Origin of the sequence: Actinomadura sp. 3N508 (assembly GCF_044326375.1) — a bacterium.
Classification (GTDB): domain Bacteria; phylum Actinomycetota; class Actinomycetes; order Streptosporangiales; family Streptosporangiaceae; genus Spirillospora.
On sequence record NZ_JBIRAX010000016.1, the window covers coordinates 50,661 to 73,737 of the forward strand.

At 70.4% G+C, this 23,077-nt stretch carries 22 protein-coding genes; 7 read left to right on the forward strand and 15 right to left on the reverse strand.

Annotated features, from left to right (window positions below; all coding sequences use genetic code 11):
• Positions 1–5 precede the first annotated feature (5 nt).
• Positions 6–773, forward strand: a complete 768-nt coding sequence (pflA, locus tag ACH34S_RS38160; RefSeq protein ID WP_395957786.1) for a pyruvate formate-lyase-activating protein — start codon at positions 6–8, stop codon at positions 771–773.
• Between the two features lie 111 nt (positions 774–884).
• Here the strand turns inward: pflA and ACH34S_RS38165 are convergent, their stop codons facing one another.
• Positions 885–1,277 carry an ArsR/SmtB family transcription factor gene (locus ACH34S_RS38165; protein ID WP_395957787.1) on the reverse strand — a complete coding sequence of 131 codons (393 nt, stop codon included), beginning with the start codon at positions 1,275–1,277 and terminating at the stop codon, positions 885–887.
• Between the two features lie 81 nt (positions 1,278–1,358).
• Between ACH34S_RS38165 and ACH34S_RS38170 the strand changes: the two genes are divergently transcribed.
• Both ACH34S_RS38170 and ACH34S_RS38175 read left to right on the forward strand, forming a co-directional pair.
• A complete protein-coding gene (locus ACH34S_RS38170; protein WP_395957788.1) occupies positions 1,359–2,429 on the forward strand; it encodes a flavin-containing monooxygenase in 1,071 nt (356 codons plus the stop codon).
• Positions 2,430–2,691: 262 nt separating this feature from the next.
• A complete protein-coding gene (locus tag ACH34S_RS38175) occupies positions 2,692–2,922 on the forward strand; it encodes a GNAT family N-acetyltransferase (protein ID WP_395957789.1) in 231 nt (76 codons plus the stop codon).
• A 54-nt stretch (positions 2,923–2,976) separates the two neighbouring features.
• On the opposite strand, the gene ACH34S_RS38180 is transcribed toward ACH34S_RS38175, so the two are convergent.
• The 10 genes from ACH34S_RS38180 to ACH34S_RS38225 form a co-directional block, all read right to left on the reverse strand.
• Complete coding sequence (locus tag ACH34S_RS38180; RefSeq protein WP_395957790.1) at positions 2,977–3,687, reverse strand: aquaporin; 711 nt, start codon at positions 3,685–3,687, stop codon at positions 2,977–2,979.
• Positions 3,688–3,904: 217 nt separating this feature from the next.
• Positions 3,905–4,561, reverse strand: a complete 657-nt coding sequence (locus ACH34S_RS38185; RefSeq protein ID WP_395957791.1) for an arsenate reductase ArsC — start codon at positions 4,559–4,561, stop codon at positions 3,905–3,907.
• Positions 4,562–4,605: 44 nt separating this feature from the next.
• Positions 4,606–5,355, reverse strand: coding sequence for a helix-turn-helix domain-containing protein (locus tag ACH34S_RS38190; protein ID WP_395957792.1), 750 nt, complete (start codon positions 5,353–5,355; stop codon positions 4,606–4,608).
• Positions 5,356–5,484: 129 nt separating this feature from the next.
• On the reverse strand, positions 5,485–5,886 hold the full coding sequence (locus ACH34S_RS38195) for a DUF302 domain-containing protein (protein ID WP_395957793.1): 402 nt from the start codon (positions 5,884–5,886) through the stop codon (positions 5,485–5,487).
• A 44-nt stretch (positions 5,887–5,930) separates the two neighbouring features.
• Entirely contained in the window at positions 5,931–6,197 is a 267-nt protein-coding gene (locus tag ACH34S_RS38200; protein ID WP_395957886.1) for a metal-sensitive transcriptional regulator, read from the reverse strand.
• A gap of 77 nt (positions 6,198–6,274) precedes the next feature.
• Positions 6,275–7,231 (reverse strand): polysaccharide deacetylase family protein, encoded by a 957-nt coding sequence (locus ACH34S_RS38205; protein ID WP_395957794.1) that lies wholly within the window; start codon positions 7,229–7,231, stop codon positions 6,275–6,277.
• A gap of 13 nt (positions 7,232–7,244) precedes the next feature.
• Complete coding sequence (locus tag ACH34S_RS38210; RefSeq protein WP_395957795.1) at positions 7,245–7,448, reverse strand: hypothetical protein; 204 nt, start codon at positions 7,446–7,448, stop codon at positions 7,245–7,247.
• A gap of 213 nt (positions 7,449–7,661) precedes the next feature.
• A complete protein-coding gene (locus ACH34S_RS38215) occupies positions 7,662–8,813 on the reverse strand; it encodes a magnesium and cobalt transport protein CorA (protein ID WP_395957796.1) in 1,152 nt (383 codons plus the stop codon).
• 99 nt (positions 8,814–8,912) lie between these two features.
• Positions 8,913–11,453: an ABC transporter permease gene (locus ACH34S_RS38220; protein WP_395957797.1), complete on the reverse strand. Its 2,541-nt coding sequence runs from the start codon at positions 11,451–11,453 to the stop codon at positions 8,913–8,915.
• 5 nt (positions 11,454–11,458) lie between these two features.
• Positions 11,459–12,226, reverse strand: coding sequence for an ABC transporter ATP-binding protein (locus ACH34S_RS38225; RefSeq protein WP_395957798.1), 768 nt, complete (start codon positions 12,224–12,226; stop codon positions 11,459–11,461).
• 581 nt (positions 12,227–12,807) lie between these two features.
• On the opposite strand from ACH34S_RS38225, the gene ACH34S_RS38230 reads away from it, so the two are divergent.
• Together ACH34S_RS38230 and ACH34S_RS38235 are read left to right on the forward strand one after the other, a co-directional pair.
• Positions 12,808–13,119: a hypothetical protein gene (locus ACH34S_RS38230; protein ID WP_395957799.1), complete on the forward strand. Its 312-nt coding sequence runs from the start codon at positions 12,808–12,810 to the stop codon at positions 13,117–13,119.
• Positions 13,120–13,303: 184 nt separating this feature from the next.
• A complete protein-coding gene (locus tag ACH34S_RS38235) occupies positions 13,304–13,765 on the forward strand; it encodes a hypothetical protein (RefSeq protein WP_395957800.1) in 462 nt (153 codons plus the stop codon).
• Between the two features lie 169 nt (positions 13,766–13,934).
• Here the strand turns inward: ACH34S_RS38235 and ACH34S_RS38240 are convergent, their stop codons facing one another.
• The 3 genes from ACH34S_RS38240 to ACH34S_RS38250 form a co-directional block, all read right to left on the reverse strand.
• Positions 13,935–15,584 carry a S1 family peptidase gene (locus ACH34S_RS38240; RefSeq protein ID WP_395957801.1) on the reverse strand — a complete coding sequence of 550 codons (1,650 nt, stop codon included), beginning with the start codon at positions 15,582–15,584 and terminating at the stop codon, positions 13,935–13,937.
• A 269-nt stretch (positions 15,585–15,853) separates the two neighbouring features.
• A complete protein-coding gene (locus ACH34S_RS38245; protein WP_395957802.1) occupies positions 15,854–16,513 on the reverse strand; it encodes a helix-turn-helix domain-containing protein in 660 nt (219 codons plus the stop codon).
• 738 nt (positions 16,514–17,251) lie between these two features.
• On the reverse strand, positions 17,252–18,250 hold the full coding sequence (locus ACH34S_RS38250) for a hypothetical protein (RefSeq protein WP_395957803.1): 999 nt from the start codon (positions 18,248–18,250) through the stop codon (positions 17,252–17,254).
• A gap of 402 nt (positions 18,251–18,652) precedes the next feature.
• Here ACH34S_RS38250 and ACH34S_RS38255 point away from each other — a divergent pair, with 402 nt between their 5' ends.
• Together ACH34S_RS38255 and ACH34S_RS38260 are read left to right on the forward strand one after the other, a co-directional pair.
• Complete coding sequence (locus tag ACH34S_RS38255; RefSeq protein WP_395957804.1) at positions 18,653–19,486, forward strand: universal stress protein; 834 nt, start codon at positions 18,653–18,655, stop codon at positions 19,484–19,486.
• A gap of 48 nt (positions 19,487–19,534) precedes the next feature.
• Entirely contained in the window at positions 19,535–20,422 is an 888-nt protein-coding gene (locus ACH34S_RS38260; RefSeq protein ID WP_395957805.1) for a universal stress protein, read from the forward strand.
• A gap of 94 nt (positions 20,423–20,516) precedes the next feature.
• Here the strand turns inward: ACH34S_RS38260 and ACH34S_RS38265 are convergent, their stop codons facing one another.
• On the reverse strand, positions 20,517–22,928 hold the full coding sequence (locus ACH34S_RS38265; RefSeq protein WP_395957806.1) for a glycoside hydrolase family 65 protein: 2,412 nt from the start codon (positions 22,926–22,928) through the stop codon (positions 20,517–20,519).
• Positions 22,929–23,077: the final 149 nt, after the last annotated feature.

The window sequence follows — 23,077 nt, forward strand, 5'->3', positions numbered from 1 at the left end:
CCCCGATGACCGCACAGACCCACGCCCGTCCCTGCGAGACGGACAACAGCACCGGCTCAGTGCACTCCTGGGACATCTCCACCGGGGTGGACGGCCCTGGAACCCGGTTCGTCGTCTTCACCGGCGGCTGCCCGCTCCGCTGCCTGTACTGCCAGAACCCCGAAACTTGGCGGATGCGCGACAGCCGCCGCGTCTCCGTGGCAGAGCTGATGACCGAGATCGGCAAGTACCGCCGCTTCATCGAAGTCGCGGGCGGTGGGGTCACGATCAGCGGCGGCGAGCCGCTGCTCCAGCCCGCCTTCACCGGCGAGCTGCTGCGCCGCTGCCACAGCCTCGGCCTGCACACCGCACTCGACACCTCCGGGAACCTCGGCGACCGTGCCACCGAGGCCCTGCTCGCCGACACCGACCTCGTCCTCCTGGACATCAAGGCCTGGCATCCCCGCACCTACCGCACCCTGACCGGCGGCGACGTGGCCCCGACCCTGCGGTTCGCCCGGCGCCTGGCCGACCTGGGACGTCCCACCTGGGTGCGGTACGTACTCGTCCCCGGCCACAACGATGGCGACGACGAAGTCGACGCCGTCGCAGCCTTCGTCGCCACGCTGCCCAACGTCGAACACGTCGACGTCCTGCCCTTCCACCGCCTCGGCGCCCCCAAGTACGAACGCCTCGGTATCCCCTTCCCGCTCGCCGACACCGCGCCGCCCTCCGCGGAACTCCTCGAACACGTCCACACCCGATTCCGCGCCCACGGCGTCAAAAGCCGCTAACACCCACCGACGCCGTCAGCGCCAGCCACAGTGCTTGAACACCGCGTACAGGACGCCTCAGCCCGCCGGTTTCGAGGTTCTTCGGCTTCTGATAGGTGGCGCCAGCGGGGGTCAGGGATCGGGCTGGTCGGTTGGTGGGCAGCAGGTGCGCAGGTAGGTCTGCAGTTCGGTGAGCGAGCGTTCCACGGCGGCGGTGTCGATGCGGTAGTGCACTTGCTTGCCCTGCTTGCGGGAGATGAGCAGGCCACCGCGGCGCAAAAGCGCGAGTTGCTGGGACGCGGTGGGCTGGGCAATGCCCAGACGTTCGGCGACGGTGCCGACGGTGAGCTCGATCCCGCCGGTGAACAGCTCCAGCATCTGCTGCCGCTGCTCGCTGGCCAGCGCCCGGAGGAACTCTCGCGCCTGCCCGCCGAGTTGGGCGGGCCCACCAGTGCCGCAGCCGGGGGCGTCCGGTGCAGGCTCGGGTGGCGTGCTCGCCGCATGGTCGACCATCGGTTCGCTCACCTCACCTCCACGGTCCGTATCGGATCCTAGAGCACCCATAGTCATATTGACATTTAACAAAATAACAATATGTTGGGGTGCATGGACTCCGACCTCGTAATCATTGGGGGCGGTCAGGCCGGGCTGGCCACCGCCCACGTCTCCCGCGGGCTCGGCTTCACACCGGTGCTGCTGGAAGCCTCGCAGTCCACAGCCGGATCGTGGCCGTACTACTACGACAGCCTGACCTTGTTCTCCCCAGCACGTCGCAGCGCTCTGCCCGGGGCCCCGTTTCCCGGCGATCCGGACGGCTACCCCACACGGGACGAGGTCGTCGCCTACCTGACCGACTACGCCGGAGGCCTCGACGCTGACATCCGCACCGGGTATCGCGCGGTGAAGGTCGCCACCGACTCAAACCCGAGGCCGGGACGGCGATTCGAGGTTGCCGTCGAGAGCGGGGAGAGTTTCACCGCGCCGATCGTGATCGCCGCGACCGGTGCGTTCAGCCGCCCGTACCGTCCCGACCTCGCGGGCCTGGATTCGTTCACCGGCACCGTCCTGCATTCCTCGGACTTTCGGCGCCCGGAGGAGTTCGCCGGGCGGCGGGTAGTGATCGTGGGCGGCGGGAACTCGGCGGTGCAGATCGGCATTGAGCTGGCCGGGCACGCCCGTGTCACGCTCGCCACACGGCATCGCTTGCGGTTCATGCCGCAGCGGGTGCTCGGCGTCGACATGCATCTGTGGCTGCGGCGCACCGGCCTGGACACCGCCGGGTGGGCTCGTCGGCTGCTCACCGGCGGGAAGGGCACGCCGGTGTTCGACACCGGCACCTACCGGGCTCAGATCGCCACCGGCAACCCCGACCGGCGCCCGATGTTCACCCGCCTGGACGGCGACTGCGTGGTGTGGCAGGACGGCACGCAAGAGCCCGTCGACGTGGTCCTGCTGGCCACCGGGTTCCGGCCGAGCGTGGGATTTCTGGAGGAGTTGGGGGCGCTGGCCGAAGGCGATCAGCCTCTGCACCACGGCGGCGTTTCCACCACTCACCCCGGGCTGGGATACGTGGGGCTGGAGTGGCAGCGCTGCTTCGCCTCGGCAACGCTGCGCGGCGTCGGTGCCGACGCCCGGCACGTCCTGACTCGGTTGCGCGAGTCGATGCCGCGTCGATAGCACACTGTCTGGCCCGGGGGCACCGGCGTGCAGCACGAAATCCAGGCGCTCCTCGCTGTGGTGTGGGCCGCGCCGCTTGTAGTTGGGGTGGGCTTCGATTCGCCCGGCCGCCACCAAGCTCGACCGGTACCGCTGCGTCGCCGCCGATCCCACCGCGGCCCCGGCACCGATGTGCTGGGCTGGATCGCGGCCACCCGGGTCTCCGACCGCTGCTGTTATGCCGGCGTCATCGAGCACAGCATCTACATCAGCTCGCACGCCCGTGGCCGGGGGAGTCGGCGCCCTGCTGCTGACCACCTTCATCGCCGCCACCGAGGCCGGCGGTATCTGGACCATCCAGGGCGGCGTCCTTCCGGAGAACACCCCAAGCCTGCGGCTGCACGCCAAGGCCGGATTTCGCACCGTCGGCACCCGGCAACATCTCGGCCAGTTGCACGGCCAGTGGCGCGACGTCGTCCTTCTAGAGCGCCGCAGCCCAACCGTCGGTACCTGAGTTCCGCCGCACCGGAGTCGGGGGCCACTTCTCCTGGCCAGTACCTGGTCGGGATCATCGCCCTACCCTGCCGTCCGCTGCGGGACTTGTGGCCTCGCCGGTAGCGGACAGCGGATAGAAGGCCACGATCAGGGCTGCGCCGATGGCGGCGCCGAGGAGTTGAGCGGCGACGAAGCCGGGCACCGAGGATGGGGCGATCCCGGCGAAGGTGTCGCTGAATGCGCGGCCGACGGTGACCGCGGGATTGGCGAAGGAGGTCGAGGAGGTGAACCAGTAGGCGGCGCCGATGTAGGCACCGACGGCCGGGGCGGCGGCCAGCGCGGCCCGCTCGGTTCGGACAAGCGCGAAGATGAGCAGGACCAGGCCGAGGGTGGCGACGGTCTCGCCCAGCCACAGATGGGGCTGGGAGCGGTCCCGCTCGGAGGCGGTAATGGCCGGTAGGTCGAACATCAGGTTCGCCAGCGTCGCGCCGCCGATCGCGCCGAGCACCTGCGCCGGGACGTAGGCAGCCGCGTCCCGCAGGGGCCGGCCTTGGAGCAGGCAGTCGACGGCGGTGACGACCGGGTTGAAGTGCGCCCCCGATACCGACCCGAACATCAGGATCAGGGCGGCCAGTCCGAAGGCGGTGGCGGTGGAGTTCTCCAGTAGCTGCATCCCGACGTCGTCCGGGGACAACCGAGCGGCCATGATGCCCGACCCGACCACCACGGTGACCAGCAACGCGGTGCCCACCGCCTCGGCCAGGGCCCGCCGCGGCAACGACACCGAATCGTTCCTCCCAGCGAGTGGCAGGACGGGTTCTTCGGCGGACTGGGTGCCGGTCACGGAGGTGGTCTTGGCTGAGGAAGCGGTGCGTGACGCCGGGGGCGTCGGTGAGGTGGCCGGGTCGGGTGAAGCGGTCACGGACGGCAGCCTTTGCTGGTGAGAAGGGCTGGTGGACGAGCAGAGGACAGCATCAGGGCGGTCCACGGCGCATGGCAGGTCAGGCGCGAAGGGGGACGTCCAGGTCGGTGAGCAGGCCGCGGACGCGCTGTTCGATCTCGTCGCGGATGGGCCGGACGGCGGCCAGGTCTTGGCCGGCGGGGTCGTCGAGGGTCCAGTCCAGGTAGCGCTTGCCGGGGAAGACCGGGCAGGCGTCGCCGCAGCCCATGGTGACGATGACGTCGGCGGCCTGGGCGATCTCGGTGGTCCAGGGTTTGGGGAACTCTCCGGTGATGTCGATGCCGCGCTCGCGCATCGCCTCCACCGCGGCGGGGTTGATCTGGTCGCCGGGCTCGGATCCGCCCGACCAGCCGATGGCCCTGTCCTCGGCCAGGTGGGTGAAGAAGCCCAGCGCCATCTGCGACCGCCCGGCGTTGTGGACGCACATGAACAGCACGATCGGGGTGCCGGTCGCGTCCTTGCCCTCGACACGGGCCAGGGCCTGCAGCCGCTGGCGGGCGAACCGCTCGGCCAGCAGCGGCAGGAAGTGCGGGACGCTGGCGCGTCCGGCGAACTGGTCGTAGCTGGTGTGCAGGTACCGGTCGATGGTCTCGGTGCCGAAGGTGCCGGAGAACTCCTCGGCCAGGTTGCGGGCGGCGGTGAACAGCGCGTGCTGCTGGTCGACGCTCAGGTCCTCGCGACGGTAGGTCTCGGTCATCGGGTGCTCCAAGGCGGTTTGCGGGCCGGTCGTCCGACCCAAGGTCAGCCGGGCGAGTCGGCGGGATCGGTTCGGGACGATTCCGTGGTCGAATCTCCGATTGGGACGTCGACGGCCGCGCTGAGCCGGTCGACGCGGGCGGCGATCTCGGTGAAGGCGTCCTCGAACGCGGCGTCAGTGTCGACGCGGACCGGGTCGGGCACCGACCAGTGCAGTATCGAAGCACTCCGATGCCGGCGTTCGGTTCCGAGTTCCTCGTAGGCGTTGTCGCAGACGGCCACCATCAGGTCGTCGTCGGCGACCACGTCGCCGACATGGCGGGTCAGCCGCTTGTTCAAGGTGAGGCCGTGACGGCGCGCCACCGCGACCGCCCGCCGGTGCACCCCAGGGCCGGGACGGGTCCCCGCCGACACCGCCGGGATACGGCTGCGATGCGCCCACAACACGGCCGCCAGCTGCGAACGCGCCGAATTGCGCGTGCACACGAACACCACCCGCGGTGCCGTCACCGGCTGCGTCCACGCCGCGGGCGACAACGCCGCCAGCGCCTGCGGGACCAGCCGCACATACCAGCGGCGCCGGTCGGCCTCCGAGCGCACCCGCCGCACGACCCCCGCCTCGGCCAGCACCCGCAGATGGTGCGCCACGAGATTTGACGGGGCGCCCAATTCGGCACCCAGTTCCCCGGGCGAGGCGTCCCCCAGCAGCAGTGCGTCCACGATCGCCAACCGGGCGGGCTCACCAAGCGCGGCGTGGACGGCGGCCCGCCGCTTCCGCTCATTCACCTCAACCATGATTGAGTCAATCCTCATTGAGGTATCGCTTTGAAGTCAAGGCCCGGTGCCCGGGGTGGCTCGTCCAGGGTGGGGTTCGGGCTGGTACGGGTGGTGCGCCCGGCGGGATTCGAACCCGCGACCGTCGGATCAGAAGGGTTGCGAGGTGAGGGAGTGCAGTGCGGTTTGGATGCGCGTGCCCGCGTCCTCGGCGACGCTGCGGAGTTCGTCGCGTTCCGGGACGGTGACCATGACCTGCGGGTTGAGGGCCTGGACCAGGGTCCGGCCGTCGTCGGCGGCCCGGACGACGACGTTGCACGGCAGCAGCAGGCCGATCTCGCGCTCGACGTCGAGGGCCGTGTGGGCGAGGACGGGGTTGCAGGTGCCGAGGATGACGTACTCCTCCATCTCGGCGCCGATCTTCTCCTTAAGGGTCGCCTTGACGTCGATCTCGGTCAGCGTGCCGAACCCCTGGGCCTTGAACGCCTCCTTCACTCGGAGCACGGCGTCCTCGTAGGGCATGTCCAGGCTGATGGTGAAGGCGTAATCCATAGTGTCGTCCCTCGGTAGGGCTGTGCGGTGGCCGCCGCCTCCGGTCAGGCGAGCGCCAGGAACAGCTTTTCCAGTTCTTCCTCGGTCATCGGGGGCGCCTCGCCGTCGGCGGCGGACATGCACTGCCGCATGCCACTGGCGACGATCTTGAACCCGGCGCGGTCCAGGGCGCGGGAGACCGCGGCGAGCTGGGTCACCACGTCCTTGCAGTCCCGTCCGGCCTCGATCATCGCGATGACCCCGGCCAGTTGGCCCTGGGCGCGGCGCAGACGGTTGAGTACCGCGCCCATCGATTCCTCGTCCACGCTCATACCCATGGTCGCCTCCGTTCACTGCGGACTCGCTCCCATATTACCCCCGGGGGTATAGGAGGGGGACGGCCGGAGGATCAGGGGCAGCCGAGGGAGTCGACCGTCCAGCCGACCGGGACGTAGCCCAGGCCGTTCAGGAGGGTGACGTCGGAGGCGGTGTAGGCGCCATAGGGGAAGCGGAACAGCGCGCGCGGCTCGGCGCCGTTGGTGTTGACGATCGCGGTGCGGGCGGCGGTGACCTGCGTGCGGGCCGTCGCGTCGCTGATCTTGGTGAAGTCGGGGTGGGTGTTGCTGTGGTTGCCGATCCGGAAGCCGGACCCGGCCAGCAGGTTCGAGTAGATCGGGAAGCGCCGGGTGAAGTCGCCGACCAGGAAGAACGTGGCGGGCACGTTCTCGCGCTGGAGGGTCGCGCGGATCGAGGCGACGCCGGAGGCGTCCCAGGCGCCGTCGAAGGTCAGCGCGACGACCTTCGCGGTGGTCGTGATCCGGGTGACGTTCTTGCCGCGCAGCGTGGACGGTACCCCCGGAGGCGGGCCGGGGGCCCAGGCGCGCTGGTCGGTGGTCCACGTCGTACCGGTGGTGGTGCGGCTCCACAGCGCGCCGTCGCGGCCCCGTCCGGCGGCGACGGTCTTGCCTCCGGCGAAGGACGCGCCGGGCCCGTCGACGTACAGGCCGCCCATGATCTGCCAGTCGCCCCAGGCGCCGCCGGTGTAGGCCCGTACGTGCAGCCGGTGGGTGCCTGCGTCGCGGGCGAACACCCAGGTGCGGCCGGTGGCGGCGTCGGCGGCGATGCCGGGGGCGCTGTAGGTGGTGCCGCCCAGGGAAGTCCAGCCCGACCAGGTGCCGCCGGTGCGAGTCCGCGTCCAGACGGCGTGGTCGCGGCCGGTGACGGCGATGCGGACGGTGTCGGGCCCGGTCACCGCCACGGCGGGTGCGCTGTCGACGGTCAGGTCCAGGGCCGTCCAGGCGTTCCAGCCGGATCCGGGGGTGTAGGTCTTGCCGTGAAGCCGGTCGGCGGCGTCGCGGGCGAACACCTCGACACGCCCGTCAGGGTGCCCGGCCGCCGCCGGCCCGGTAGGCCACGTCGAAGCCCTTGCCGTCGGGCCACCCGGCCACGCCGGGAGTGTAGGTGGGGACGTCCGCGGCCGCCGCGCGGGTCACGGACACGGGGAGGGGAGCCGCCAGCGCGGGTGCCGTCACCAGGGTCGCCGGGAGGAGCACCGCCGCCGAAAGCGCTGTGATGCGTCGCATCGTGATTCACCGTCCTTCGTCGGGCTTCCAGCGTCCGCCGCCGCGCTCGTCCGGGCAGCGGACGAAGGTCCCCCGCGGCGCGCTGAAGGTCACGTATGGACAGGACGTCGAGGTCGGCCAGAACGAAGGGTCCGCGCACGTTGGCGCTGTGCGCGGTGAGCCAAGCCGTCCGCGCCGCTCGGATCAGGGCGGTGATGGTGGCGGTCGATGCCGTCAGAGCCAGTCGCGGTGCTTGAAGACCGCGTACAGGACGCCGCAGACGGCGGCCATGAGGGCCAGCGCGAGCGGGTAGCCGAGCAGCCAGTGCAGTTCGGGCATGTGGCGGAAGTTCATCCCGTAGATGGTGCCGACCAGAGTCGGCGCGAACAGGATGGCCGCCCACGCCGAGATCCTCTTGACCTGCTCGTTCTGCGCGTAGCCCGCCTCGGACAGGCGCCTCATCTCCTCGTTCTGCGCCTGGCCGACGAGGGTGGCGTTGACCGTGAGGATGTTCTGGAGGTTCTGCCGGAAGCCGTCCACGCGTTCCACCACGATCTTTGCGTGGTCGTCGACGTCGCGCAGGTACCGGTGTATCTCCTGGTCGATGCTGCGCTTGTCGAACTCGGCCGACACCTCGGCCAGTATCGGGATCAGCGGCCGGGCGGCGCGCTGGAACTCGATGACCTCGCGGGAGAGCTCGTAGATGCGCCAGGACACGGCGGGGTCGCCGTCGAACACCTGGGTCTCGATCTCGTCGATGGCGTTCTGCAGCCCGGCGATGACGGGTGCGTAGCCGTCCACGGCCGCGTCGAGGAGCGCGTACAGCACGGCCTGCGGGCCCAGGGCCAGCAGTCGGGGCTCCCCTTCCAGCTCCCTGCGCAGCGCGACCAGGTCGGGCGACTCGCTGTGCCGCACCGTCAGCACGAAGTTCCCGCCGATGAACGCGTGCACTTCCCCGAAGTCGACCTCCTCGGTCTCCTCCAGGTAGCGGGCGGTGCGCAGCACCACGAACAGGGTGTCGCCGTACCGTTCCAGCTTGGGGCGCTGGTGCGCCACGATCGCGTCCTCGATCGCCAGCCCGTGGAGGCCGAACCGCTCGGCCAGCGACCACAGCTGCGCCTGTGACGGGCGGTCGAGCCCGATCCAGGCCATGGCCCCGTCGCCCATCGCCGCCAGTTCGCGGTAGGTGTCGGTCAGGCTCGCCGGGGACCGGCGGCGGACGCCCTCCACGTAGATGCCGCTGTCGACCGGGCCGTCGGTGTCGGACCAGTACGGTTTCACCGGGTGGGGATGCATCAGGTGCTCGGGGGCAATCTGCTCGTCGTGTCCCGGTTCTCCGGGCCAGAGGGGCCGCTGCTTGAGCGGTCGCACACGCCGATCCACCACCGGACCTCCATAGGGGACGGGCCTTGCCGTGGAGTTCTCCACGCCAGTGTCCATGCTCTCGCTGTCACGCCTTAATGCCACCGGCGCCGCGCGGACGGGTCATTCGGTGGCGACGGCGCGGAGGATGTCGATCCTGGCGGCGCGACGACCGGGGAACACCGCGGCCAAGACGCTGGCCAGGGCAGCGGCGGCCAAGAAGCCGAGCAGCGTCCCCACCGGGACAGCGAACTCCGTGATGCCCTGCCCGTGCAACGCGCGCACCAGCGTCCAGCCGAAGGCGACGCCGACGGCCAGCCCGAGGACCGCGCCGAACACGGCGATGATCATGGCTTCCCAGCGGACCATCGCGCGGAGCTGGCCCCTGGTCATGCCGACCGCGCGCAGCAGGCCCAGCTCGCGGATCCGCTCCAGCACCGACAGCGCCAGCGTGTTGACGATCCCGATGAAGGCGATGACCACGGCCAGGGTGAGCAGGACGTAGAACAGCGTCAGGATTTGGTCCACCTGCCGTCCCTGATCCTGCTTGTATTCGGCCTGGTCCTTGACCTGGACGACGGGGAAGTCGCGGACGGCGCGCTCGACCGCGGCGCGGGAGGCGACCGGCGGGACGCCCTCCCTGGCCTTGACGAACGCCAGGAAGTCGAGCTGGTCGGCGTAGTGCCGGGTGAAGTCGGTCATCGCCAGCAGGTAGGCGTCGTTGAGCCGGTTGTCCTTGAAGATCGCCTTGATCTGCTTGCGCTGGAGGCCGCCGACCGGGAACTCCATCGCGACGGTGTCGCCCACTTTCCAGCCGTGCTCGTCGGCGGTGTTCTCGCGCACCGCGATGCCGCCGCCGGCCATGTCCGCGAGGTCACCGGAGGTCGTCTCGGTCCGGACGGTCCTGCCGTAGGCGATCGGATCCACGCCCGCGAGCTGCTGCGTGCGGCCGTCGAGTTTGAACATGCCGAGGCGCAGGCCGCTGGCGGACTCGATCTCGGGCTGCTCCTCCAGCCGCTTCACCACCTCAGGACTGAAGCCGAGCCCGCCGGACGGGGCGGTGAGGATGTAGTCCGCGCTCACCGACTCGTCCAGGGCGCCGTTGACCGACGCCTTGATCGACGAGGCGAAGATGGCGACGAAGCTGACCAGCGCGAGGCCGATCATCAGCGCGGCGGCGGTGGACGCGGTCCGGCGCGGGCTGCGTATCGCGTTCTGGCGGGCGAGCCTGCCCGGTTCGCCCGCCCAGCGGGCGAACGGCCAGCCGAGCAGCCTGGCCAGCGGCCGGACGATGAGCGGGCTGAGCACCGCAATGCCGAGGAACACCACCAGCGCGCCGATGGAGACGTTCAGCAGCCGATTGCCCTGCTCGGCGAAGAGCCCGCTCAGCAGCAGCGCCACGCCGGTCACGGTGAGCAGGCCGCCCGCGAGGGCGCGGCGACGGACGCTGTGGGGGCGCGCCGTCACGATGTGCTGCTGGAGGGCCGCCATCGGCGGCACCCGCGTGGCCCGGACCGCCGGCAGCACGGACGCGGCCACGGTCACGACCAGGCCGAGAAGCAGCGACACCAGGATCGTCCGCGGCCGGACCTCCAGCGTGGTCGAGGGCAGGTCGACGCCGAGCGCCGTGAAGGCGGCGTTCAGCGCGACGGCGATCAGCACGCCGACCCCCAGGCCGACGACCGAGGCCAGGAACCCGACGATGGACGCCTCGCCGAGCACAGAGGCCAGCAGCTGACGTCGTGAGGCACCGAGGCAGCGCAGCAGCGCCAGCTCCCGTGTCCGCTGGGCGAGAATGATGGAGAAGGTGTTGACGATGATGAACGAGCCGACGAACAGCGCCGTGAACGCGAACGCCAGCAGGGCGTAGTTGATGAACTTGGTGAACTGGGCGATGAGCGCGCTGTACTCCTCGGCGAGCTGCTCGCCGGTGAGCACCTGGTACGTCCCGCCCACCGCGGCCTGGATCCGGTCGCGCAGCGCCTCGTCGCTGATCCCCGGGGCGGCGACCACGTCGATCTCGTCGTAGACGCCCGGACGGTTGAGCACCTTCTGCGCGGTGGCCAGATCGAAACCGGCCATGGTGGCGCCGGCCAGATTGTCGGCCTCGCCGTAGCCGATGATCGCCGCCACGGTGAACTCGCCCGGGCGTCCCTGGAAGAGGATCGTCACGCGGTCGCCGATGCGGAAGCCCTCCTTCTCGGCGGTGCGCGCGTCCACGGCGACCTCGCCTGGACCGTTCGGCCGGTGTCCCGCACGGATCGTCCCGGCGGTCTGGAACTCCGGGACCGCGCCGAGCGAGGTTCCGAAGGTCGGCGCGCCGCCCGTGGTCACCGGCTTGCCGTCCTTGCCGACGAACTGGGCGTAGCCGCTCACCGACCCCTCGGCGGCCTTGACCCCCGGTATCCCGGCGATCCGGTCGCGCAGCGCCGCCGGCATCGGCGCCCGCTGCTCGCCGGCCTGGCCGGTGAAGGATGCCTTGGTGCGCACGGCGACGTCGACGCCCTTGGTGACCTGGGTGAACAGCTCGGTGAAGGTCTTGTTGATCGTGTCGGTGAGCACGTAGGTGCCGGTGACGAACCCCACCCCGAGCACGATCGCCAGCGCCGTCAGCATGAGCCGCAGCTTGTGGGACAGCAGCCCCCGCAACGTCAGTTTCCACATCGGGATCAGCCACCCAGCCGCTTCATCAGATCGAGCACCTTCTCGGCGGTCGGGTCGGCCATCTCGTCGACGACGCGGCCGTCGGCGAGGAACAGCACCCGATCCGCGTAGGCGGCGGCGTTCGGGTCGTGGGTCACCATCACGATCGTCTGTCCGAACTCGTCCACGGAACGGCGCATGAAGCGCAGCATCTCCGCGCTCGATCTGGAATCGAGGTTGCCGGTGGGCTCGTCGGCGAAAATGATCGTCGGCCTGGAGACCAGTGCGCGGGCGCCAGCGACGCGCTGCTGCTCGCCGCCGGACATCTGTGCCGGACGGTGCCCCAGCCGGGTCCGCAGCCCGACCGCGTCGATCACCCGGTCGTACCAGGCCCGCTCGGGCCGCCGGCCCGCGATGGCCAGCGGCAGCTCGACGTTCTCGGCGGCGGTCAGGGTCGGTATCAGGTTGAACGCCTGGAACACGAAGCCGACCCGCTCGCGCCGCAGTAGCGTGAGCCGCCGGTCGGACAGCTCGCTCAACTCGGTGTCCGCGATCCAGATCTGGCCGGAGGTCACCCGGTCCAGGCCCGCAAGGCAGTGCAGCAGCGTCGACTTGCCCGAACCGCTCGGTCCCATTACTGCGGTGAACTGCCCGGAAGCGAACTCGACCGTGACATCGTCCAGGGCGCGCACCGCATTGTCCCCATGGCCGTAGACCTTGCTGACCCCCACCGCCCGCGCCGCGGGAACGTCCCGCACCGCGCCGTCACGGACCTGCTCACCGATGTCGCTCATGGTCGTCTCCGATCGCCCGGCGGTATGGCCGGACGTAAGGCGCCGTCCCGGCTGGAGGGCGTTCCCGGTCTCGACTATCCGAGGTGCGCGCCCACGGCAGGAAGGGCCTTTCGTCCCTCCTTCAGCGGAAAAGGAGAGCCACAAGCCGACCGATGGCCTCGCCCACGCCGGGCCACTTTGCCCACTCGGCCGAACAGGACGGGCCATTGGAACGCGGCGTCACCGGTGATCGCGAACTCTCGCGTGAGAGCTCAAGCGAATGAAGATCCAATAGATGCTGGTTCGTCGCACTTCCTCAACGCGACCGAAATTGCGATCTTCGAGCTCCGGGCCGGTATGCATAACTTCACAGACCGAGGCTGCGCGGCTGGCTAGCCTAACGACGAATCGTGACGAAGGGCGGTGTTATGGCGCGGCGATCGACTCGAGCCGAGAGAGACCGGAATAGGGTCCTGACGTGGTGGATCCTCATCATTCTGCTCGCCGTTCTCGGCTGGCAGTCGGAGAGTCCGGAGTTAGTGCTCCTGCCGATTCTGGCCTGGTCCTATTATCAGTTGTTCTCGGCACCTAAGCTGTGCGGAGTGGAGACGACCAGGGGGCATCCCTGCAAGAACCGCGCGTACGGCAGGTTGATGGCGTGCAAGAACGAGCCGTCGCACGACGTCTACAAGCGAGACGCCTTCCTGCGGCTGCTCGGCTTCCAGCGAGGAGGACGGCCGATCACCGCGCCCGCATCGCATGCGCGGACTCCACGTGCGTCGACGGAGCCGGACGACACCGCCTCACCTCCGGCAACGGTGGAAAGCAGGCAGCAGGCGCTCACTCTGCTGACGATCGCCCTCACGCTCATCGGAACGGCGGCGACGGTCGTCCAGACCGTGCTGACGGCCTGAACCGGCGTCTCCGCTCGACAACGGGCGCGCTCACGGTCGCCTCCGGCCCTCGACCGCTGGAACAGCCGGCAGGGGCGAAGGCCCCTTCGGGACCTTCGCCCCTGCCGGTGCGCGCGGGCTCGCCGACATCCTGGCCTCATCCGAGCGGCACATCCACCGAGCGAGGGGACAGGCCGTGAGAGAAGTGATCGAGGTTCCCGTGCCGTTGAGGCCGCAGTACCGGCGGTGCGCGGTGGGGCTGGCGCGGTTGAGCACGGCGATCGACACGGGATCGGCGGCGCCACGGCCGATGGTCGTCGGCGAGACGGCCAGGGAAGTGCTCGTGCAGGCGCGGGAGGCGGCTCGCTTGGTGCTCGGGTCGCTGGATGGAACCGGACGGAAGACGCCCGCGACGCGATTTCTGGCCTGCCGGCTGGAACGGCTGGCGATCGCCGCCGACCAGATCAGGGAGGCGGCCGCGGCCTGCGATCCGGCTGCCCTGAACCGCGGCGTAGTGCGGTTCCGCGTGCTGACGACGGCCATGTGGAAGGTGCTGTTCGCGGTGTACCGGCATCCGCAGGTGGCCGTTGCGGCCGATACCCAGCGGCCGGTCGAGCCCGGTCTCGCCAACGGAACCTTCGTTCCTAACCCTCGGACGCGGACCTAGTGCGGTGACCACGAACGTTCACCGTGTTGGGTGACAGGCCGGATCGGGTCCGGGATGTGGGAGTTGATCGGCTTCACCCTCGATGGCGGCAGGTCGTTGTCGAGGAGGGAATCTCCGAGATAACGCCGGGAACGGGCCCGCCACCGATCGCGGTGGCGGGCCCGGTGACTCAGCTGAGATTGCAGATGGAGGGGTTGCTGTCCTCGTCGCGACGTCCGTCGTCGTCGATGACCGTGACCCGCGCATAGGTGGAGCCGAAGGGGGCGCAGTTGCCGGCGAAGATGTAGTAGTTGTAGTCGGAGTTGTCGATCTTCCTGAGCCATCGTCCGTTCGAGCTGACCTGGACCTGCTTGGGATCGGTGCCGCCGGTCCAGTACAGCTCGCAGGTGAAGAGGGCGTTCTCGGCGTCGCCGTCGGAGTAACAGTTGAAGGAGGTGATGACCGGCCCCGGGGTGGGCGGGCGCGCGCCGGCGAGCTTCAGCCGGACCTGGAGGTCGTTCATGGACCGGTTGATGGGCTGGTAGACGGAGGTGAGGCCGACGCCCGTGCAGTTGCTGCCCACCACGGTGCCCTGTGCCTGACCTTCGGGGGTGATGACCGGGCCGCCGGAGTCGCCGGGGCTGCTGCAGAAGCGCGCCGTGTGGACGTCCAAGATCGTCGGGGAGCCCCGGTTGTCGATGTCGTCTCTAAGGTCCACGATCACGTCCTGGAAGGTGGAGAGCAGGGGCCCGCAGCGGTATCCGCTGGACCTGCCGTAGGAGCAGACCACGGAACCGACGCCCGCCGCCTGGGAGCCCACGATCGGGATGGTGGAGAACAGGCCGGACCGCGCCGTCGGCAGCGCCTGGGTGCCCAGGCCGGGGTTGAACTGGACGAACGCCCGGTCGCGGAGTTGCGTCTGCGAATTGACCGGGGGCGTGCCGGGCAGCGGGAAGGGGGACTGGTTGGTGCGGCCGGCCCCGGGAATGAAGCTGTCGTCCAAGTCGACGAAGTTCCCCTTGTCGACGCAGTGCCCGGCGGTGATGAAGCCGTCGGTGCCCAGCACGTCGACGTTCAGCAGCGGTTTGACGGTGAAGCCCGCGGTGCACTTGCGCTTGCTGAAACTGTTGGTGAAGGAGTCGCCGCCGCGTACGTCGGCGGCCGCCTTCAGCGGTGCCTGGCCGGTGTCGTAGGCCACCAGGCCGGCGGGTACGCCGGCGGCGGCGACCCAGCGGGCGGCCGCGGCCTGCTTGCCGGGCGCGGCCTGGACCACCACACGGTTGCGTGCGAGGTCGATGTGCCATCCGCGTACCACGGTGCCGGTCGCCTTGCCGGACGTCTTGCCGGAGGTCTTGTCGTTGTGGGCGCGCAGCTTGAGCCGGGCGATCTCCAACTCGCCGCGACGGTGAGCCACCAGCTTGGGATTGCCGCCCGCCGCCCGTACGGCCGGCGCGACACGCTGGTCGGTGACGGCGACCATCAGCGACGAGCCGTCCCCGTTCAGCCAGGCGCCCGCGAAGGACCGGCCGGCCGCGCGGCGGGCCCGGGACTCGACGGCGCCGGCGGCGTCCTGGCGGCCCAGCCGGGTGATCGCCTGAGCGCGGCTCAGGCGCATGTCCCGCTGGACGGCCTCGAGCAACTTCGGCGACGACGTTGCCACCTTCTCGCCCACGCCGGGGGTCGGCTCCAGCAGGACCGGCCCCGTCCCCGGGCGGGGGGCGGGGGGCGGATCGGCGGTCGCCGCGCGGGTCGGCGGCCCGGCCGCGACCAGCGCGGCCAGCAGCATGCACACCGCCGCCAGCACGGCGGGGGCGGGTGAACGAATCAGCGATGTTCGCACAAGGACACCTCGGAGGGTTTGATCCGGCATATCGAACAACCGGGTATTCGCCCGGTCGACGCCGCTTGGATGACCACCATGGGTTGCCGGCGCCCGGCGGCGACGGACGGTCCTTCCCGCCTCGCCGCGGCGGCGAGGCAGCCCGACCGCCTGGCGCAGGTGGCCTTCGCCTGGTTCGAGAGGGTGGAGGCCCGCCTGGACGCCCAGGACTCGGACCACCCGTTCATGACGCGCGACCACGGCATCGCCGTCGTGTCGGATCGGGATCTTCAGCCCGCCCTCGCGATGCTGCCGTTCGCCGAGCGGCTCACCCTGCTCGGGCCGGACGCCGGGTGGTGGGCGCGGCGACTGCAACATCGGTCCGCGAACCGGGTCGTGACCTCCTCGATGCGGTCCAGTTCGGCGTCGAAATCGGGGTCGGTGGAGGTCTTCCAGGTGCGGGCGCGCTGGAAGGTGATCTGGTGGGCGTGCAGGACCTGCCGCAGCCGTTCCCGTCCGATCCGGATCTTCCGCTCGGCGTGGTCGGCCAGGTGGCTGGCGAGTTTGCGGACGCTCCAGCGGGTGAACGGCCGCCCGAGCTTGGTCGGGCGCGTTTGGGCCGTCTCGATGATGAACGCGATGTCCTCATCGCTGATCAGGCGGGGACGGCCGCCCGCCCAGTTAGGGTCCAGGCAGGCCAGTCCCGTTCGTTGAAGGCATGGATCACCTCCGGGACGGTGTCGGGGTCTGCGGCGACCAGGCGGGTGATCGCCGGGGCCGGTATTCCTGACGCCGACGCCATGATGATCATCGCCCTGCGGACCCGGATCGATTCGTGCTTGCCCCGCCGCACGATCTGCTGCAGCCGCCGGCCCTCGTCTTCGGTCAACCGCCGTGCTCTGACCGGTTCTGTCACCAGCCCACCCTCCTCGACAACGACCTGTCGCCATCGAGGGTGAAGCCGATCAACTCCCACATCCCGGACCCGATCCGGCGTGTCACCCAACACGTTGAACGTTCGTGGTCACCGCACTGGCTATCTTGATCGCGTCCGTTAGGGCTAGAGACCACGGGGGAGCGGTGCCCTTGAGCACGGCGGTTCAGGCCGTCTGGCCGGTCGGCCCCGGATGCCGCCCCGCCCGTTTCAGGCCGGATCACCGATCGTGGTAGGGATGGTCGGCGGTGAGGTCTGCCGAGATCTCGGTCATCTGGTCCAGACGCTGCCGCAGAGTGGGGGTGGAGAACAGGTTGGCCAGGGCGGTGCCGGGGCCTGCGGCGGGGGTGAAGAGGAAGACGTTGAACGCCTGAGCGGTGCGCGGGTCCCGTGTCGGGATGCGGCGACGTCATGGGTGATCTTGACCAGTGTGGAGGCCAGGGCGGCCAGCCAGCCGGTGAGCTGAGCCGCGGCACGGTCGCCGGCCAGTACGCGGTAGCGCGACAGCGCCCGGATGAGCAGGAAGCTGATCGCGTAGACCACGGCGGAGACCGCCATTACGGCCAACAGCGTCGCGGCCGTGTTCTCGTCGCCGCGGCATGAGTCCTGGAACGGCGCGGTGGCGCGCGCGCCGCCGAGCGGCCCGTCCTGGTTGTGCCCGCAGAACGGGGCCCTTGGCGGACGCGGGCCGTCCCAGCGACGTCACATCGGGGCGGACCGGTACCGGTGCCGGTCCGCCCCGATGATCGCCGTTTCACCTGCCGTCGTCGGGGATCCAGGCGCGGGCGAAGGGGGACCAGGAGCCCTCGGCGGTGGGGTAGATGGTGGTCCACACGGCCGTGTCGACGCTGCGGATCGCGGCGGTGATGTGCGGCGCGGGCTGGCGGGTGCCTGCGGCGGTGGGGCCGTCGATCAGCCTGCCCTTCAGGCTCCTCCATCCGGTGGAGCCGCCACCGCCCAGGCCGTTGGCCCACAGCGCGTCATCGGTCCCGCGGACCAGGACGAACAGGCCGTTGCTCTGCGGGATGTATCCGATGGCGGGTGCGCTGTAGGTGCGGCCGCCGATCGATGTCCACTTCCATCCGGTGGCGGTCGTGGCTCGCCAGACCCGGTGGTCGGTTCCGGCTGCGGCGAGGTCGAAGGAGTCGTTTTGGATCGTCACGGCCGCGGGCGCGGTGGCCAGCCGGCCGCCGAGGCTTCGCCATGCCGACTTGGTTCCGTCGGCGCGGAGGGTGCGCGTCCACAGCGCGCCGTCGGTGCCGCGGGCGAACGCGTCGACGCGCCCGTCGCCGCCGCCGGTGACGGCAGGAGCGGAGGACAGCGCGCCGCCCCAGGTGGTCCAGGGGCCCCAGGCGCCGCCGGCCATCGTCCGCAGCCACAGTGCGCCATCCTTGCCGCGGGCGGCTGTGACGATCTTGGTGCCCGCGGCGGCGGCGGACGGGGCGCCGGTGATGGCGCCGCCGACACCGGTCTGCGCCGACCACGTGCCCCAGCCGGTGAAGGTGCGCATGTAGACGGCGTCGCCCTCACCCCGGTAGAAGGCGAAGCCGGTACCTTCCCGGTCGAAGGTGAGGCCGACCGCCGAGCGCGCGGCTTGGTTCGGCGGCGCGTCGGACGGAGTGGCGGCCGCCGGGGCGGTGAGCCCGGCAAGGCCCGCCGCCGCGCAGGCGGCGAGTATGGGAGCCTTGAAAGGCCACGGTGGGACCTGACGTTCGGTATTGCTGATCTCTGCAGGTTCATTTATCTTTATCACCCCAGGCCATATTCGCTCCGAGAACTATTATTCGAGAGGGGCAAAGGTCCTTGGTTTAGCTTCTTTCGGCCGTAGGATATCCGCGGTCCGTGATGATGGGCGATAGAAATGACAGGCATTATTGTCGCCCTGAAATTCGGCTTTTTGTCGGCCGTAAAATGGTCATTATTTGGGTGGCCTGCGGAAATGCGGTGTCCAGCCGCTGGGTGTCGAGACGGCCAGGAGTCACCGGCTCGCCGCTGCACTGGGTCAGCAGGGCGTCGAAGACGTAGGAGGCCGCAGCCAGGGGGCCGAGGCCGGTGACCGTCGTCCCTATGAGGAGGGACCTTCGGCCGCGGGATGGCAGGCGTCCCGCGGCCTAGCGTCGAAGGTGAAAGCGCCAAGAACAGTCCAGGAGGAGTGATGTCGGCTTCGGTCGTGGTGGGGATCGATGGTTCCGCGCATGCCTGGCGGGCGTTGGATTGGGCGAGCGATCGTGCCGTCCGCCATCGCCTGTCGTTGCTGCTCGTCCACGGGTCCCGTGCATTGGTACCCGACGGGGCGATTGCGCCGGACGCGCTGCGCCGGCTGATCGCGGAGCGGGAGGATCTGCTCGCCGAGGCCCGGCAATATGCGCTCAAGGTCCATCCGGACTTGGAGGTCGAGACGCGGCTGGTGCCGGAGGACCCGGGGCATGCGCTGGTGGAGGAGAGCGAGCGCGCGGACCTGGTGGCGGTGGGGTCGCGTGGGCTGGGTGGTTTCGAGGGCCTGCTGTTCGGGTCGGTCGGGCTGCACGTGGCGGCGCGTGCCCGCTGTCCGGTGCTGGTGGTGCCGCGTTCGGCGCCGTTCCCCGCCGATGCGCCGGCGGAGATCGTGATCGGTGTCGAGGGCGCACCCGGTGAGGACACGGCCGTCCAATGGGCATTTGCCGAGGCCGCTGCGCGGGGCGCCCGGATCTTGGCGCTGCATGCGGTGGGCGGAGAGTTCGGGTCGCCGCGGCGGCGGGTGATCGAGGACATGGAACTCGCGGAGGCGCTGGCGGGGATGCGGGAGTCGTTCCCGGATGTCCCGGTCGGACGGCTGGTCTCGGATCGGTCGCCCGCGCAGGCGCTGGTGGAGGCGTCGGAGAACGCCGCCCTTGTCGTGGTCGGTGCCCGCCGCAGGCGGGGGCCGGCCGGGATGGCGCTGGGCCGGGTGAACCACGCGGTTCTGCACCATGCGCATGCGCCGGTGGTGATCGTTCCCGCCGGCGACTGAACCGGTCTCCGCGCGACAGCAGCCGGAGGACCAGGAAAGGAGTCGACCATGTCCGATCCGATCATCGTGGGGGCCGACGGCTCGGTCCCGTCCGGACGAGCCGTGGCCTGGGCCGCCGATGACGCCGCGCGGCGCCGGCGTGCCCTGAAGATCGTCCATGCGGTGGAGCGATGGCCGTACGACGTCCCGCTGAACGTCGCGCCCGGAGAGGCGGGCCCGGTGTCCCGGGTCGGCGGTGAGGTGATCGCGGGCGCCGAGCGCATCGCGCACGGGCGCCGTCCCGAGGTGCCGGTGAGCGTGGAGCTCGTACCCGGGCGGACCGTCCGGGTCCTGGCCGAGGCGTCGGAGGGCGCGTTCGAGCTGGTGGTCGGGCACCGGGGGCTCGGCGGTTTCGCTGGGCTCCTGCTGGGGTCGGTCGGGCTCGGCGTCGTCCGGCACGCCACCTGCCCGGTCGTGGTGGTACGCGGCGAGCCGGCGGCCGGACCTGCCGGCGAGCGCGGCGAAATCGCCGTGGGAGTGGGCCTGGACGACGACTCCACGACTCTGGAATACGCGTTCAACGCCGCGGAAGCACGACATGCCCGGCTCCGCGTGGTGCACGCCTGGCCGTTCCCTGAGGCACTGGACGGGCCCGGAGCGGGAGCCGATCTGCAGCGGATCGAAGAGCGGGCCCGCTGGCGTGTCATCAAGGCCCACGCGCCGCTGCGCAAACGCTTCCCCGGCGTGGACGTCGTGGAGGACATCGTCCAGGACAACCCTGCGGCCGCGCTGGTCAAAGCGTCCCGCGACGTCGAGCTGGTGGTCGTGGGCTCACATCCCCACAACGGGCTGAGCGCCCCGCGCAGCCGGGCCGTGACGCACGGGCTCGTGCACCACGCGCACTGCCCCGTCGCGGTCGTCCCCGTCATGGCCGCTCCCGGACGGTCCGGGAGTTGAGCGAAAGGTCGCACGCCAGAGGCCCGGCACTCGCCGGGCCTCGTCCTTCGTGTTGCGCGGTGGGCATGGTGTTTCGCGACGGGTATGGGCGGGATCAGCCGGCGGGCGGAGACGTCCAGCCGTGCGGGCTCTCCCAGGATGTGCCGGGCTGGATCTGGATCTCCTCGGCCCGGTAGGAGATACGGATGGGGGAGGTGGCGCCGGGGCGGAGCCCGATACGGATCAGGTTCCGGCGGCAGGTCACGTCGACGCCCCAGTTGCCCCGGTAGCGGAGCCCGAGGCGCAGCTCCCCGATCGCGCTGGGCAGCCGCGGATCGAGTTGAAGGACGCCGCCGCGGGTGCTGACGCCGGCATGGCAGCGTTGGACGAGGTCGACAGTGCCTGCCATCGCGCCCAGATGGACGCCCTCGGCCGTGGTGCCGTGCTGGGCGTCGGCGAAGTCGCTGAACAGCGTCTCCAGAAAGAGATTCCAGGCCTCGTCGCCGTCTGTCCGGGCGAGGATCCAGGCGTGCACCAGCGAGCTGAGCGTCGACCCGTCGCAGGTGCGCGGCAGGTAATAGCCGATGGTCCTGGCCGCCAGTGCGGGGCCGTGCTCGTAGGCGAGGCGCCGCAGGACATCGTCGAGCTCTTCGGGTGACAGTACGTAGAAGAGCATGAGCACGTCGGCCTGCTTGGACGCCTTGTAGCGGTTGGGCGAATCGCCCTCGGCTTCCAGGATCCGGTCCAGCCTGCGGATGTCGCCGTAGCGGGCCCGGTAGCCGGTCCAGTCGAACTCCTCCAGGTCGGCGTAGCCGTCGAACTGGCTGATCACGCCGTCGTGGAACGGGACGTACATCTTGCGGGCCACATCCTCGAACCGGGTGATCTCCTCGCGGGTCAGCGCGAGCCGTTCCCGCAGTTCGGCGCGGCGCTCCTCGGGCAGCGCGGCGAGCGCGTCCAGCGCCCGGCGCAGCACCCACACGGCCAGGACGTTGGTGTAGGCGTTGTCGTCCAGGCCCGGCTCGTCCCGCCCCGGATAGGCGTCGTGGTACTCGTCGGGGCCCATGACGCCGCGGATCCGGTACCGGTCGGTGGAGCGTTCGTAGCCGGCCAGGTCCGCGAAGAACCGGGCGACCTCCAGCATGATCTCGGCGCCGTACTCGGCGAGGAACTCGACATCGCCGGTCGCCTCGTAGAAGCGCCACACGTTGTGGGCGATCGTGAGCCCGACGTGCCGCTGCAGGTGCGTGTGGTCGGGCAGCCACCGTCCCGAACGCGGGTTGAGGTGCACGCGCTGGGTCTCCTCGCGCCCGTCGGCCGCGCTTTGCCACGGGTACATCGCCCCGCGGCGCCCGGCGTCGGCCGCGGCGCGGCGGGCGGCGGGCAGCCGCCGCCACCGGTACAGCAGCAGCGCGCGGGCGATCTCGGGGAACCGCATGGTCAGGAACGGCAGGATGAACAGCTCGTCCCAGAAGACGTGGCCGCGGTAGGCCTCGCCGTGCAGGCCGCGGGCGGGGACGCCGACGTCCAGGTCGACGCTGTGCTCCGACACCGTCTGCAGCAGGTGGAAGATGTGCAGGTTCAGGATCCGCTGCACCTCGACGTGGTCGACGCTGAGCTGGCACCGCCGCCACAACCGCGTCCACGCGAGAGTGTGCCGCTCCAGCAAGGCGTCGAAGTCGGCGGCGGTCGCGGCGGCGTCCAGCGCGGCCCCTCCGTACTCCTCGACGGCGCGGTCGCGGGAGGTGAACACGGCCGCGACCTTCTCGATCGTGACCGGCGCGCCTTCGCGGACGTCGAGGCTCAGGTCGTGGCCCGTCCATCCGCCCTCGCCGCGGTGGGTGCGCTCGGCCGGGATCGACACCCGGGTGCGGGCTGCCAGCGCGATCCCGATCCTCGACGAGGACGTCCGGGTACGCAGGAGGAGCGTGTCGGGGGCGGATTGCTCGGATGTCTTCTCACTGCTCAGGTGCCTTTGCGGGAGGCCTCGATATCGCTCCACTCCGGCGTTGACGACGCGCCCGTCCAATGCCGACACGATCTGCGCCGGGCCGCTCCAGTCCTCGGCCACGATCGTGGTCTCCAGTGCGGCCAGGTGCGGGTCGTGCATGGACACGAATCGGCGCTGGGCCACCCGCGACGTCCGCCCCTCCGCGTCGCGCACGCGCACGAGACGGGTCAGGACGCCGCGCCGCAGATCCAGCTCCTGGCGGTAGGACAGCAGCCGTCCTTCCGCCCGTGCGCGGTCGAGATCCAGCCACTCACCGCCGGCGGCGCGGAACGTCAGGGAGAGCCAGTTCGGCATGTTGACCAGGTCGGCGTTGTCGACCTGCCGCCCGGCCACCTCAGCCGAAAGCCGGTCATAGCAGCCCGCGATGTAGGTCCCCGGATAGTGGACGCCGTCGGCCGACGACTCGGGAGCGGCGCCCCGGGTGGCGAAATGGCCGTTGCCGAGGGTGCACAGAGCCTCGCGCAGCCTTTCGGCGCTTGGGTCGTAGTCGTCGTAGGACAGGATCCACCGGTTCATGGTGTTCCCTTCCGCCGCTGTCGCCAGGTCTTGCCGGAGGCCGCCGGGGTCAGCCGTCCGGACCCGTTCGTGGCCGTTCGTGAGGCCTTCCCCGAACCGTCACGGTCTCACCGGCCACCAGTGCCGGGCAGTGCTGGACGGCCCGGCCA

Coding starts and splice junctions, on each gene's coding strand:
- ACH34S_RS38210 (WP_395957795.1), bottom strand. CDS start 7,448: ATGCGACGCATCACAGCGCTTTCGGCGGCGGTGCTCCTCCCGGCGACC.
- ACH34S_RS38200 (WP_395957886.1), bottom strand. CDS start 6,197: ATGAGCGTGGACGAGGAATCGATGGGCGCGGTACTCAACCGTCTGCGC.
- ACH34S_RS38265 (WP_395957806.1), bottom strand. CDS start 22,928: ATGAACCGGTGGATCCTGTCCTACGACGACTACGACCCAAGCGCCGAA.
- ACH34S_RS38185 (WP_395957791.1), bottom strand. CDS start 4,561: ATGACCGAGACCTACCGTCGCGAGGACCTGAGCGTCGACCAGCAGCAC.
- ACH34S_RS38225 (WP_395957798.1), bottom strand. CDS start 12,226: ATGAGCGACATCGGTGAGCAGGTCCGTGACGGCGCGGTGCGGGACGTT.
- ACH34S_RS38220 (WP_395957797.1), bottom strand. CDS start 11,453: ATGTGGAAACTGACGTTGCGGGGGCTGCTGTCCCACAAGCTGCGGCTC.
- ACH34S_RS38255 (WP_395957804.1), top strand. CDS start 18,653: ATGTCGGCTTCGGTCGTGGTGGGGATCGATGGTTCCGCGCATGCCTGG.
- ACH34S_RS38260 (WP_395957805.1), top strand. CDS start 19,535: ATGTCCGATCCGATCATCGTGGGGGCCGACGGCTCGGTCCCGTCCGGA.
- ACH34S_RS38190 (WP_395957792.1), bottom strand. CDS start 5,355: ATGGTTGAGGTGAATGAGCGGAAGCGGCGGGCCGCCGTCCACGCCGCG.
- pflA (WP_395957786.1), top strand. CDS start 6: ATGACCGCACAGACCCACGCCCGTCCCTGCGAGACGGACAACAGCACC.
- ACH34S_RS38245 (WP_395957802.1), bottom strand. CDS start 16,513: ATGGCGACAGGTCGTTGTCGAGGAGGGTGGGCTGGTGACAGAACCGGT.
- ACH34S_RS38195 (WP_395957793.1), bottom strand. CDS start 5,886: ATGGATTACGCCTTCACCATCAGCCTGGACATGCCCTACGAGGACGCC.
- ACH34S_RS38170 (WP_395957788.1), top strand. CDS start 1,359: ATGGACTCCGACCTCGTAATCATTGGGGGCGGTCAGGCCGGGCTGGCC.